We start from the raw sequence: 12,324 nt of genomic DNA, 5'->3' as shown, positions 1-12,324 counted from the left end.
TGCCCCACCTCCACCCAATTTCCCTGGCCCGGTGCCGGGGCCTAGTGCCGCCGCTCCTGCTTCTGCTTGCAGTCCACGCACAGAGTGGCCCGCGGGAAGGCCTGCATCCTGGCCTTCCCGATGGGCTGCCCGCAGTTCTCGCAGAGGCCGTACGTGCCCGCCTCCAGCCGTTCCAGGGCCCGCTCGGTCTGCTCCAGCATCGAGCTGGCGTTCGCCGCGAGCGCCAGCTCGGACTCCCGGGTGATGTTCTTGGTGCCGGTGTCGGCCTGGTCGTCGCCCGCGCCGTCGCCCGAGTCCCGCATCAGGCCGCTGATCGCCACCTCGGAGGCGTCGAGCTCGGCGCGCAGCCGCAGCACCTCGCTCATCAGCTCGCTGCGGGCCTCGTCGACCTCCGTCTGGGTCCAGGGGTCCTCGCCGGGCCGTACGGCGAGCTCGCCGGGGGTGAGGGCCGCCGTGACCCGCGTCTTGGGCAGCCCGCTGGTGGCCGCCGCAGCCGTCTTCCTCGCCGTGCCGGTGCTCTTCTTGGCAACCACTTTGCGGACTCCCGTCTTCTTCGCGGCGTGTGCCGCCCCCTCGGCCGCGGCCTGCTTGGCCGTGGCCGTCCGCTTTTCGACGGCGGTCGTCTTCTTCACGGCGGTGGCCTTGTCGGCCGTCGCCGTCCCGGCCGGTGCCTTCTTCGCCGGTGCCTTCTTCGCGGCCGCCTTCGTAGCCGGCGCCCTGATGGCGGCGGCGGTCTTCCCGGCAGCGGTCTTCCCGGCGGCGGTCGCCTTCTTGGCGGGAGCCGCGTCCTCGGGGGCCTCCGCCTTCCCGCCGGCCTTGCCGACAGCCTTCTTGGCAGTACTCCCGGCGGTCTTCTTCGCCACCATGGCCGCGGCCCCTTCACATACTGTGATCAATGCTCGCGATTCGTGCCGGAACGATAAATCGCCTCCAGCCCCGCGGCAACGGGGCACGCATCCATCGAGGTCAACCTGCATCCGTTGTGCCCATCCGGAGCCCCGGTAATCCGCCACTCCCGCCCCACCCGCGTCCGTACCGGCGCCCAGGCCCGTTCGGGTCACGCGCGGGCCCGCCCCGCACCTCCCGCCGCGCCCCGGCGGCGCCCCCGCCACGCCGTGCCGCCGCCCACCGCACGGGCCCCCGTAAACCGGTCTGCCGAGGACCCGCCCGGCCCGTACACTGGGCCCAGCGAAAGGCATGGACGGGGACGAGTAGCGCCGTACGCAGCCAGGAGCGACCCGGGGACGGTGAGAGCCCGGGGGCGAGCGCGATGTGAAGGATCACCCCTGAGCCGCCGGAAGAAAGCCCGTACGGATCCCCGTGGGGCGAGTAGAACCGGCTTCGCACCCCAATGAGGGGGCCACCGGATCCGTCCGGCGGCCAAGGAGGGTGGTACCGCGGGAGCAGGCGTCCTGGATTCTCAGAACGGCTCTCGTCCCTCCGGACGGAAGTGACACCCCGCCGGAGGAAGAGTTCAGCCTCATGACCACACCGCCGCAGTACCGCCCGGTACCCGCCCAGGTCGACCTGCCTGCCCTCGAGCACGCGGTCCTCGACTTCTGGCGCGAGAGCAAGACCTTCGCCAAGACCCTGGAGCAGTCCGAGGGCCGCCCCGAGTGGGTCTTCTACGAGGGCCCGCCCACCGCGAACGGCATGCCCGGCGCGCACCACATCGAGGCCCGCGTCTTCAAGGACGTCTTCCCCCGCTTCCGCACCATGCGCGGCTACCACGTGGCCCGCAAGGCCGGCTGGGACTGCCACGGCCTGCCCGTCGAGCTCGCCGTCGAGAAGGAGCTGGGCTTCAACGGCAAGCAGGACATCGAGGCGTACGGCATCGCCGAGTTCAACGCCAAGTGCCGCGAGTCCGTGACCCGCCACACCGACGCGTTCACCGAGCTCACGACCCGCATGGGCTACTGGGTCGACCTGGACGACGCCTACCGGACCATGGACCCCGAGTACGTCGAGTCCGTGTGGTGGTCGCTGAAGGAGATCTTCAACAAGGGTCTGCTCACCCAGGACCACCGCGTCGCCCCCTGGTGCCCGCGCTGCGGCACCGGCCTCTCGGACCACGAGCTGGCCCAGGGCTACGAGACGGTCGTCGACCCCTCGGTCTACGTCCGCTTCCCGCTGACCTCCGGCCCGCTCGCGGGCGAGGCGGCCCTGCTGGTCTGGACGACCACCCCCTGGACCCTGGTGTCCAACACGGCGGTCGCCGCGCACCCCGAGGTCACGTACGTCGTCGCGCGCCGTACCGGCGTCGAGGACTCAGAGAAGCTGGTCGTCGCCCAGCCGCTGCTGGAGAAGTCCCTCGGCGAGGGCTGGGAGGCCACCGGCGAGTCCTTCACGGGCAAGGAGATGGAGCGCTGGACTTACCAGCGCCCCTTCGAGCTCGTGGAATTCCCGGCCGAGGCCCACTACGTCGTGAACGCCGAGTACGTCACGACCGAGGACGGTACGGGTCTGGTCCACCAGTCCCCCGCCTTCGGCGCCGACGACCTCGCGGTCTGCCGCGCGTACGGCCTGCCCGTCGTGAACCCGGTCCGCCCCGACGGCACCTTCGAGGAGGAGGTCCCGCTCGTCGGCGGCGTCTTCTTCAAGAAGGCCGACGAGAAGCTGACCGCCGACCTCGACGCGCGCGGTCTGCTCTTCAAGCACATCGCCTACGAGCACAGCTACCCGCACTGCTGGCGCTGCCACACGGCCCTGCTCTACTACGCGCAGCCGTCCTGGTACATCCGCACCACCGCCGTCAAGGACGCGATGCTGCGGGAGAACGAGAAGACGAACTGGTTCCCGGACTCGGTCAAGCAGGGCCGCTTCGGCGACTGGCTGAACAACAACATCGACTGGGCGCTCTCCCGCAACCGCTACTGGGGCACCCCGCTGCCGATCTGGCGCTGTGAGGAGAACCACCTCACCTGCGTCGGCTCGCGCGCGGAGCTGACCGAGCTGTCGGGCCAGGACCAGACGGCCCTCGACCCGCACCGCCCGTACATCGACGACGTCACCTTCCCCTGCACGCACGAGGGCTGCTCCCTGACGTCCGTCCGCGTGCCGGAGGTCATCGACGCCTGGTACGACTCGGGCTCGATGCCGTTCGCGCAGTGGGGCTACCCGCACAAGAACAAGGAGATCTTCGAGAAGCGCTACCCGGCGCAGTTCATCTCGGAGGCCATCGACCAGACCCGCGGCTGGTTCTACACGCTGATGGCGGTCGGCACCCTCGTCTTCGACAAGTCCTCCTACGAGAACGTGGTCTGCCTCGGCCACATCCTCGCCGAGGACGGCCGCAAGATGTCCAAGCACCTGGGCAACACCCTGGAGCCGATCGCGCTCATGGACCAGCACGGCGCGGACGCGGTGCGCTGGTTCATGGCGGCCGGCGGCTCCCCGTGGGCGGCCCGCCGGGTCGGCCACGGCACGATCCAGGAGGTGGTCCGCAAGACCCTCCTCACGTACTGGAACACGGTCGCCTTCCAGGCCCTGTACGCCCGTACGTCGAACTGGGCGCCCTCCGCGGCCGACCCGGCCCCGGCGGACCGCACGGTCCTCGACCGCTGGCTGCTCTCCGAGCTCAACACCCTGGTGACCGAGGTCACCGAGGCCATGGAGTCCTACGACACCCAGCGCGCCGGAAAGCTGCTCTCCGCCTTCGTGGACGACCTGTCGAACTGGTACGTCCGCCGCTCGCGCCGCCGCTTCTGGCAGGGCGACAAGGCCGCGCTGCGCACCCTCCACGAGGTCGTCGAGACGGTCACCCGCCTGATGGCCCCGCTCACCCCGTTCATCACCGAGCGGGTCTGGCAGGACATGATCGTCCCGGTCACCCCGGACGCCCCGGAGTCGGTGCACCTGTCGGCGTGGCCGGAGGCGGAGGCCACCCAGGTGGACCGGACCCTGTCCCAGCAGATGCTCCTGGTCCGCCGCCTGGTCGAGCTGGGCCGCGCCACGCGTGCCGAGTCGGGCGTGAAGACCCGCCAGCCGCTGTCGCGGGCCCTGGTCGGCGCGGCGGGCTTCGACGCCCTGTCCCCCGACCTCCAGGCCCAGATCACGGAGGAGCTGAACGTCTCCTCCCTGGCCTCCCTGTCGGAGGTTGGCGGCTCGCTGGTCGACACGACGGCGAAGGCGAACTTCCGGGCGCTGGGCAAGCGCTTCGGCAAGGGCGTGCAGGACGTGGCGAAGGCGGTGGCCGCCGCCGACGCGGCCGCGCTCTCCCTGGCCCTGCGCTCCGGCTCGGCGACCATCTCGCTGAACGGCGAGGAGATCTCCCTCTCGCCGGAGGAGGTCATCATCACGGAGACCCCGCGCGAGGGCTGGTCGGTGGCGTCCGACTCGGGCGCGACGGTGGCCCTGGACCTGGAGATCACCCCGGAGCTGCGGCTGGCGGGTCTGGCGCGTGACGCGATCCGGCTGATCCAGGAGGCCCGGAAGAACTCGGGCCTGGACGTGGCGGACCGCATCGCCCTGCGGTGGGTCTCCGCGGACCCGGAGGTCGTGACGGCCCTGACGGACCACACGGCCCTGATCGCGGACGAGGTCCTGGCCACCGACTTCGCGTCGGGCGAAGCCGATGCCGCCTACGGTGCCCCCTTCACGGACGAGCCCCTGTCCCTGACCTTCCGCCTCCGCAAGGCATAGCCCCCGGCCCGAGCGGCCCGTATCCCCGTACCCGGGGGTGCGGGCCGCTTTCTTTCCCCCACCCCGCCCCTTCCCGAAACTGGGGCTCCGCCCCAGACCCCGGTCCTCAAACGCCGGACGGGCTGAATCTTCAGCCCCGCCGCACCACTCCAGCCCCGCCGGCGTTTGAGGCGCGGGGTTCGGGGGCTGGCCCCCGGGAGCGGCGCCGCACGCGGGCATGCGAAAACGGGCCGGGCCCGAGGTTCCGTGGGGAACCTCGGGCCCGGCCCGTAGAGCGCGGCTGCCGACCGCAGGAACGGCGGCGGCGCCTAGTTGTCGTCCTCGTCGATCAGAAAGCCCCGCATCGGCGACGGCGCCTGCATCGGCTGCGGCGCAGCCGGCCGCACCGGAGCCATCGGCTGGGTCATCGCCGGGGACATCTGCTGCTGGCCGCCGTACGACGGGCCTGCGCCCATCGGGGAGGGACCGCCCATGGGCGACGGGCCGCCCATCGAGGGGCCACCCATGGAGTGCCCCATCGCACCGGCCGGAGCCATCGAGGGCGACGGCGACGGCGGCAGCGCGGGACCGGCCGGGTTCCGCGGCGGGGCCAGCGAGTCGTCGGCCTGGGTCTCCAGCTGGCGCAGCTGCGACTCCAGGTAGGACTTCAGACGCGTACGGTACTCACGCTCGAAGCCCCGCAGGTCCTCGACCTTGCGCTCCAGCGTGGCGCGGGCGGACTCCAGGGAGCCCATCGCGACGCGGTGCTTCTCCTGCGCGTCCCGCTCCAGCGCGTCGGCCTTGGCGCGGGCGTCCCGCTCCAGGCCCTCGGCGCGCGACCGGGCCTCGCCGACGATCTTGTTGGCCTCGGAGCGGGCCTCCGCGATCGCCTGGTCGGCGGTCTGCTGCGCCAGCGACAGGACGCGGGCGGCGCTGTCGCCACCGGGGCCCTGCTGCGGGAGCTGCGGCTGCTGCTGCATCTGCTGCATGGGCTGGCCCATGGGCTGCATCTGCTGGCCCATCTGCTGCATCTGCTGCCCCATGGGCTGCATCTGCTGGCCGAGGGGGTTCTGGCCGCCCATCGACTGCTGCTGCTGGCCCATGGGCTGCTGGCCCATGCCCTGCGGTCCGCCCATGGGGTGCTGCTGCATGGGGCCGCCCATCGGGCCGCCCATCTGGCCGGGGCCCTGCTGGCCCTGGCCGCCGGGGCCCGGCGGGAGCTGCGGCTGGCCGCCCGGAAGCTGCGGCGGGCCCATCTGCTGCTGCGGCGGGCCGGATATGGCCGCGGGCACGGGGGCGCCGGGGCCGCGCTGGTCCTGGGGTTCGGGCTTGCGCATGCCCTGCTGCTGCTGGTTCTGCGCGGCGGCACGCGTGGCGGCTGCCAGCTTGGCGCGCAGGTCCTCGTTCTCGCGCAGCAGGCGCGTCAGTTCGGACTCGACCTCGTCGAGGAAGGCGTCGACCTCGTCCTCGTCATAGCCTTCTCGGAGGCGGACGGTCGTGAACTGCTTGTTCCGCACGTCCTCGGGAGTCAGCGGCATGTCTTCTTCACCTCTACGTAGTCGTCGGCAGTCGGCAAGACCGTATCGGGATCGTCCCCGCGCGCGCGGAGAAGCTCATCGTTCATACGCTTCTCGCAGCACCGCTGACGAGACTGATGAGGATGTAAACGATGATCATCAGAACGAAGAAGGACAGGTCGAGTGCCACGCCCCCGAGACGCAACGGCGGAATGAACCGCCGAAGAAGCTTGAGCGGTGGATCGGTGACAGTGTAGGTGGCCTCCAGAACGACCACCATCGCCTTGCCGGGCGTCCATGAACGTGCGAACTGGAACACGTAGTCCATGACCAGTCGGAAGATCAGCACGATGAGGAAGCACATCAGCGCGATGTAGACCACCTGTAGTGCGACGCCCATCCCGCGCTTCCCTCTCCCCGTTTCCCGCTCTGTTCCCGGTCCCGTATCTGACGGATCGGTCTAGCTTTGGTTGAAGAACCCGCCCTCCGCGATGCGAGCCTTGTCCTCCGCCGTGACATCGACGTTAGCAGGCGACAGCAGGAACACCTTCTGTGTCACGCGTTCAATGCTGCCGTGCAGACCGAAGACGAGTCCGGCGGCGAAGTCCACGAGACGCTTCGCGTCCGTGTCGTCCATCTCCGTGAGGTTCATGATCACCGGAGTGCCCTCACGGAAGTGTTCCCCGATGGTACGGGCCTCGTTGTAGGTCCGCGGGTGCAGCGTCGTGATGCGGTACGGCTCCCGCTCGGAGACGACCTTGGGCATGATCACGGGGGCGTTCTTCTCCAGGTTGGTGCGATCAGGTGTGATGGATGCCACGGGGGCAATTCGCGCAGGACGTCCGTTTTCCACCGGAATTGGGATGGGTTCCCGCTGCGCCGGAGGCTGTACGGCTCGTACCGGTTCGTCCGAAATGGGCGATTGGTGCACGGGCTGCTGTCGGCGATCCCGCTCCCGAGCCCGCTCCATCTCCGGCTCGGGCTCGAACTCGTCGTCGGGGTCGTACCCCGGGTTGTCGTACCGGTCGTCCTCCACGAGGCCGAGGTAGACCGCCATCTTGCGCATCGCGCCGGCCATTCTCCGAGTCCTCCGCTCTGTGGTGGATCGCCCTGTCGCAGGTGCCGCCGTGTCACGAATGTCACCAACTGCCCGCGATCCACGTGGTCTGCCCGCTCATCGGCGGGAATGACCATATTTTCTGCTGTGGTCCGACTTTCTTCGCGACGTTACCCGAGCCGGGGTCTCGCGCCGAGTACCGCAGTGCCGACGCGTACATGTGTCGCACCGGCCGCAACGGCCTGTTCCAGGTCTGCGCTCATCCCGGCCGACACCATCGTGGCAGCAGGATGGTCCGCGCGCATGCGGGATGACAATTCCATCAACCGCTCGAAAGCGGCCTGTTCGCGTCCCGCGTAGGGGCCGGACAGCGGAGCGACGGTCATCAGCCCGTCGATCCGCAGTCCCGGTGCGGCGGCGACGAAGTCCGCCAACTCCGCCAGCTGCTCCGGTGCCGCGCCGCCGCGGGCCCCGCGTTCCCCCGATTCGGCGTCGAGGGCGATCTGCACGAGGCAGCCGAGCTCCCGGCCGGCGTTCGAGGCGGCGGCCGAGAGGGCCGTCACGAGCCTGGGGCGGTCGACGGACTGCACCACATGCGCGTATCCCGCCACGGAACGGACTTTGTTCGTCTGCAACTGACCGACGAAGTGCCAGCTGAGCGGCAGATCCGCGCAGGCCGCGGCCTTGGGGGCGGCGTCCTGGTCACGATTTTCCGCAACATGACGGACACCCAGCTCCGCCAGCAGTCGTACGTCGCTCGCGGGATAGGTCTTGGTGACCACGATGAGCGTCACCTCGTCCCGCTCCCGGCCCGCCGCCGCGCAGGCGGACGAGATACGTTCCTCCACCCGCGCCAGGTTCTCGGCGAGCTCCGACTTACGATCCGTCATTCTTCTTTTCCCCCGGGGGCCCGGGGGTGGCGCCCCGGGAAGACTCTTCCAACCAGACATATCCGGCAAGCCGCCCGGTCACCCGGTTGCGGCGGTACGAGAAGTGGTCCCGCGACTCCAGTGTGCAGACCGGTGAGCGGCGGCTGTTCACCACCCCCGCCTCCGCGAGCTGCGCGTGCACTCCGGCGACCACGTCCACGGCCGGTGTCCCCCAGCTGGTCTCGGCCCGGGCGGCGGGCACCACTTCGGCCACCGCCTCCCGCATCTCGGCGGGCACCTCGTAGCAGCGTCCGCAGACCGCGGGTCCGGTACGGGCGACGATCCGGCCGGGCTCGGCGCCGAGGGAGACCATCGCCGCCACGGCGGCGGGCACCACCCCGGCGACCAGTCCTGGCCGACCCGCGTGGGCGGCCCCCGCGACCCCGGCGACGGGGTCGGCCAGCAGGACGGGCGTGCAGTCGGCGGTGAGCACCGCGAGGGCGAGCCCCCGACGGGCGGTCACCACGGCGTCCACCGCGGGGACCTCCACGTCCGGGCCCCACGGCCCGTCCACCACGGCGACGTCGCGGCCGTGCACCTGGTTCATCCAGACCACCCGGTCCGGGGCCAGCCCCAGGGACCCCGCGGCCAGCGCCCGGTTCGCGAGAACGGCGGCCGGGTCGTCTCCGACCGCGCCGCCGAGGTTGAGCTCTTCGTACGGAACGGCGCTCACCCCGCCCCACCGGTCGGTGAAGGCGAAGTGGGCGCCGCCCACGTGGTGCTGCTCCGGTGTCACTTCAAGAAGTCCGGGACGTCCAGTTCCTCGGCCGGGCTGTCCTGGTACGGGCGGGCCGTGGGGACCTGCGGCGCGGGGGCCTGGGCCTCGACCGGGGCCGGCTCGACCGGGGCCGGGGGGTCCTCGCGCGGGGTGACCGTGCCGAGTCCGCCGAAGGCCGGGCGGGCCGGCTCGGCGGCGCGGACCGGAGCCGGGGCCGGCTCCTCGCGCTTGGTGGACGCCGCGCCGATGACGTTGTCCCGGCGGGCCGGGGGCTGTCCTCCGTCGAACCCGGCCGCGATGACGGTGACCCGTACCTCGTCGCCGAGCGCGTCGTCGATGACGGCGCCGAAGATGATGTTCGCCTCGGGGTGCGCGGCCTCGCTCACCAGCTGCGCGGCCTCGTTGATCTCGAAGAGACCGAGGTCCGAGCCACCGGAGATGGAGAGCAGCACGCCTCGGGCGCCGTCGATGGACGCCTCCAGCAGCGGCGAGGAGATCGCCATCTCGGCCGCGGCCACCGCGCGGTCGTCGCCGCGGGCCGAGCCGATGCCCATCAGGGCCGAGCCGGCCTCGGACATCACGGACTTGACGTCGGCGAAGTCGAGGTTGATGAGACCCGGGGTGGTGATGAGATCGGTGATGCCCTGGACGCCCGAGAGCAGGACCTGGTCGGCCGACTTGAAGGCGTCGAGCACGCTGACCTGGCGGTCCGAGATGGACAGCAGTCGGTCGTTGGGGATGACGATGAGGGTGTCGACCTCTTCGCGGAGCTCGGCGATGCCGTCCTCCGCCTGGTTCGCGCGGCGCCGGCCCTCGAAGGTGAACGGCCGGGTGACCACACCGATCGTCAGGGCGCCCAGCGAGCGCGCGATGTTGGCGACGACGGGTGCGCCGCCGGTGCCGGTGCCGCCGCCTTCACCGGCGGTGACGAAGACCATGTCGGCCCCCTTGAGGACCTCCTCGATCTCCTCGCGGTGGTCCTCTGCCGCCTTCCGGCCGACGGCCGGGTTGGCGCCGGCGCCGAGGCCCCGGGTGAGTTCACGGCCGACGTCGAGCTTGACGTCGGCGTCGCTCATCAACAGCGCCTGGGCGTCCGTGTTGATGGCGATGAACTCGACGCCCTTGAGACCGACCTCGATCATTCGGTTGATGGCATTGACACCACCGCCGCCGACACCGATGACCTTGATGACTGCGAGGTAGTTCTGCGGTGCTGCCACGTCGAAGGCCTCTCGCCTCGAGTTACGTGTCGCCGCCTCGCGGGCCTGCGTTGCGACGACTGATGCCGAAATAGGGACGGTCCGAACGCGCCGACCCGAACCCTCACCCTGAAGTTTAGGGTTAGGGGTGTGTCTGTTCCTTGGACTCTTCCGAACAGGACACTAAGTCGACAAGTAGCGCGTGTTCAACGAACACGCCGAACCTCCCGTTTTTCTTTTCACCCTATGTGATCACCCGTATCGCTGGCCAACCAGGGTGCGTCGTTGTTCGACCGGGAGTCAACTCCCGGACACCGCAGGGGCGGTGGGGACGCTCACGTCGAAGTGAGCGGCCTTGGGCGCGGCTTTCAGCAAAGCGGTCAGCGCACGCCCCTTCGCCGCGCTCTGTTCACCGCTCCCCCACGTCACGGACCGGCCCCTGGTGAGCTCCAGGACCACCGAATCGTAGGAACCCACCTTGACCTGCACGGTTTCCCTGGCGACCGGTTCCGGGAGGGCGCCGGCGACGAGAACGGCCTCGTGCAGGAGCCGTTCCTCGTCGAAGCGGCGGGCGCTCGGCGATCGTGCGGCGTTCAATTCCAGGACCGGAACGCCCGCGGGCGCTTTCGGAACCGTGTCGAATCGCACACCCGAAGCGTCCACTTCGACGAAGTCGGCGCCCTTTCTGATGAGCAGGACGGGTTTGCGTTCCGTCACTTTCAGCCCGATTCCGTGCGGCCAGGCCCGCACCACATCGACCGAATCGATGCGGGGCAGCCGGCCGCGGACGCGGCTCTCGATCTCGTCGGTGTCCACGCTCACCAGGGGCGCGCCGACGGGCACGGCCGCGGCCGCGAGGACCTGCTCGGGGGTGAGCACCTCCGTGCCGCTCGCCGTGACCTTCTCGACGCGGAGCCAGGAGGACCCGTAGAGCGCCCAGGTCCCGCCCGCGGCGAGGAGCAGCGCGGCGGCCAGGGAGGCCAGCACGGGGCCCCGGCGCAGGCGTGCGCCGGGGCCCTGCGGGCCGGATCCCTTCACGGACTTGCCGGACTTGGGGGCCTTGGGTGGTTTGGGAGAGCCGGCGCCCTTGCGGGCGGGCCGGCCGGACCCGCCGGAACCAGGGGTTCCGCGCTGTGCGGTCGTCGCTCCGGCCACTCCTGTGCCTCCTGCGTCTGGGCTCCGCGTCAGCGGTTCCTGTGGGCTGCGATCGCCTCGTACACCATGCCGACCAGGAGCTCGTCGGCGTCCCGCCGGCCGAATTCACCGGCGGCGCGGGACATCTCGTACAGGCGGTGCGGGTCGGACAGCACCGGGAGGACCTGGCCGAGCACCCACTCGGGCGTCAGTTCCGCGTCGTCCACGAGGAGGCCGCCGCCGGCCTTGACCACCGGCTGGGCGTTGAGCCGCTGTTCGCCGTTGCCGATGGGCAGCGGGACGTAGGCGGCCGGGAGCCCGACGGCGGAGAGTTCGGCGACGGTCATCGCACCCGCGCGGCACAGCATCATGTCGGCGGCGGCGTACGCGAGATCCATCCGGTCCACGTACGGTACCGGCACATACGGCGGCATCCCGGGCATGTTGTCGACACGCGGCAGTTCGTTCTTCGGGCCGACGGCGTGCAGGATCTGGACGCCGGAGCGCTGCAGGGTCGGCGCAACCTGCTGGATGACCTCGTTGAGGCGGCGTGCGCCCTGTGAGCCACCGGAGACCAGCAGCGTCGGCAGGTTGGGGTCCAGGCCGAAGGCGGCGCGCGCCTCCGGGCGCACGGCGGCCCGGTCGAGGGTGGAGATGGAGCGGCGCAGCGGGATGCCCACGTAGCGGGCGCCGCGCAGCTTGCTGTCGGGGGTGGAGACCGCGACGGCGTGCGCGTACCGGGAGCCGATCTTATTGGCCAGTCCGGGCCGGGCGTTGGCCTCGTGGACGATGATCGGCACCCCGAGCCGCTTGGCCGCGAGGTAGCCGGGCAGGGCCACGTAGCCGCCGAAGCCGACGACGCAGTCGGCCTTGGTGCGGATGAGGATCTCCTCCGCGGCCTTGATGGTGCCGCGCAGCCGTCCGGGGACGGTGATCAGTTCCGGGGTCGGCTTGCGGGGCAGCGGTACGGCGGGGATCAGCCCGAGTTCGTAGCCGCGCTCCGGCACCAGGCGGGTTTCCAGTCCGCGCTCGGTGCCGAGGGCGGTGATGCCCACTGAAGGGTCCTGCCTGCGCAGGGCGTCCGCGAGGGCGAGCGCCGGCTCGATGTGGCCGGCGGTCCCCCCACCGGCGAGTACGACATGCACCGAAA

At 70.8% G+C, this 12,324-nt stretch carries 10 protein-coding genes; 1 reads left to right on the top strand and 9 read right to left on the bottom strand.

What is annotated here, in order from left to right; genetic code table 11:
- Positions 1 to 41 precede the first annotated feature (41 nt).
- Positions 42 to 866, bottom strand: coding sequence for a TraR/DksA family transcriptional regulator (locus ACIPYQ_RS04250; RefSeq protein ID WP_401245890.1), 825 nt, complete (start codon positions 864 to 866; stop codon positions 42 to 44).
- A gap of 616 nt (positions 867 to 1,482) precedes the next feature.
- Between ACIPYQ_RS04250 and ileS the strand changes: the two genes are divergently transcribed.
- On the top strand, positions 1,483 to 4,641 hold the full coding sequence (gene ileS / locus ACIPYQ_RS04245) for an isoleucine--tRNA ligase (RefSeq protein WP_401245888.1): 3,159 nt from the start codon (positions 1,483 to 1,485) through the stop codon (positions 4,639 to 4,641).
- A gap of 308 nt (positions 4,642 to 4,949) precedes the next feature.
- On the opposite strand, the gene ACIPYQ_RS04240 is transcribed toward ileS, so the two are convergent.
- The 8 genes from ACIPYQ_RS04240 to murG all read right to left on the bottom strand — a co-directional run bounded on the left by ACIPYQ_RS04240 (position 4,950) and on the right by murG (position 12,319).
- Entirely contained in the window at positions 4,950 to 6,158 is a 1,209-nt protein-coding gene (locus tag ACIPYQ_RS04240; RefSeq protein WP_361758160.1) for a DivIVA domain-containing protein, read from the bottom strand.
- Positions 6,159 to 6,240: 82 nt separating this feature from the next.
- Entirely contained in the window at positions 6,241 to 6,537 is a 297-nt protein-coding gene (locus ACIPYQ_RS04235) for a YggT family protein (protein WP_361758163.1), read from the bottom strand.
- A 60-nt stretch (positions 6,538 to 6,597) separates the two neighbouring features.
- Positions 6,598 to 7,215 (bottom strand): cell division protein SepF, encoded by a 618-nt coding sequence (locus tag ACIPYQ_RS04230; RefSeq protein ID WP_030707332.1) that lies wholly within the window; start codon positions 7,213 to 7,215, stop codon positions 6,598 to 6,600.
- A gap of 149 nt (positions 7,216 to 7,364) precedes the next feature.
- Positions 7,365 to 8,084: a YggS family pyridoxal phosphate-dependent enzyme gene (locus tag ACIPYQ_RS04225; RefSeq protein WP_401245885.1), complete on the bottom strand. Its 720-nt coding sequence runs from the start codon at positions 8,082 to 8,084 to the stop codon at positions 7,365 to 7,367.
- On the bottom strand, positions 8,071 to 8,859 hold the full coding sequence (gene pgeF / locus ACIPYQ_RS04220) for a peptidoglycan editing factor PgeF (RefSeq protein ID WP_362238848.1): 789 nt from the start codon (positions 8,857 to 8,859) through the stop codon (positions 8,071 to 8,073). The genes ACIPYQ_RS04225 and pgeF overlap by 14 nt, the downstream gene beginning before the upstream one ends.
- Positions 8,856 to 10,061, bottom strand: a complete 1,206-nt coding sequence (gene ftsZ, locus ACIPYQ_RS04215) for a cell division protein FtsZ (protein ID WP_319721757.1) — start codon at positions 10,059 to 10,061, stop codon at positions 8,856 to 8,858. The genes pgeF and ftsZ overlap by 4 nt, the downstream gene beginning before the upstream one ends.
- Positions 10,062 to 10,340: 279 nt before the next feature.
- A complete protein-coding gene (locus tag ACIPYQ_RS04210) occupies positions 10,341 to 11,195 on the bottom strand; it encodes a cell division protein FtsQ/DivIB (RefSeq protein WP_401245882.1) in 855 nt (284 codons plus the stop codon).
- 29 nt (positions 11,196 to 11,224) lie between these two features.
- Entirely contained in the window at positions 11,225 to 12,319 is a 1,095-nt protein-coding gene (gene murG / locus ACIPYQ_RS04205; protein ID WP_319721756.1) for an undecaprenyldiphospho-muramoylpentapeptide beta-N-acetylglucosaminyltransferase, read from the bottom strand.
- Positions 12,320 to 12,324: the final 5 nt, after the last annotated feature.

The organism is Streptomyces sp. NPDC090045 (assembly GCF_044747975.1).
Lineage (GTDB): Bacteria > Actinomycetota > Actinomycetes > Streptomycetales > Streptomycetaceae > Streptomyces.
Note: the sequence above shows the minus strand (reverse complement) of the source record. Positions and strands in the feature narration are given on the sequence as shown.

Excerpts from the sequence above, each read along its gene's own strand:
- ACIPYQ_RS04235 (WP_361758163.1), bottom strand. The coding sequence starts at position 6,537 with ATGGGCGTCGCACTACAGGTGGTCTACATCGCGCTGATGTGCTTCCTC.
- ACIPYQ_RS04250 (WP_401245890.1), bottom strand. The coding sequence starts at position 866 with ATGGTGGCGAAGAAGACCGCCGGGAGTACTGCCAAGAAGGCTGTCGGC.
- ACIPYQ_RS04230 (WP_030707332.1), bottom strand. The coding sequence starts at position 7,215 with ATGGCCGGCGCGATGCGCAAGATGGCGGTCTACCTCGGCCTCGTGGAG.
- ACIPYQ_RS04240 (WP_361758160.1), bottom strand. The coding sequence starts at position 6,158 with ATGCCGCTGACTCCCGAGGACGTGCGGAACAAGCAGTTCACGACCGTC.
- ileS (WP_401245888.1), top strand. The coding sequence starts at position 1,483 with ATGACCACACCGCCGCAGTACCGCCCGGTACCCGCCCAGGTCGACCTG.
- ACIPYQ_RS04225 (WP_401245885.1), bottom strand. The coding sequence starts at position 8,084 with ATGACGGATCGTAAGTCGGAGCTCGCCGAGAACCTGGCGCGGGTGGAG.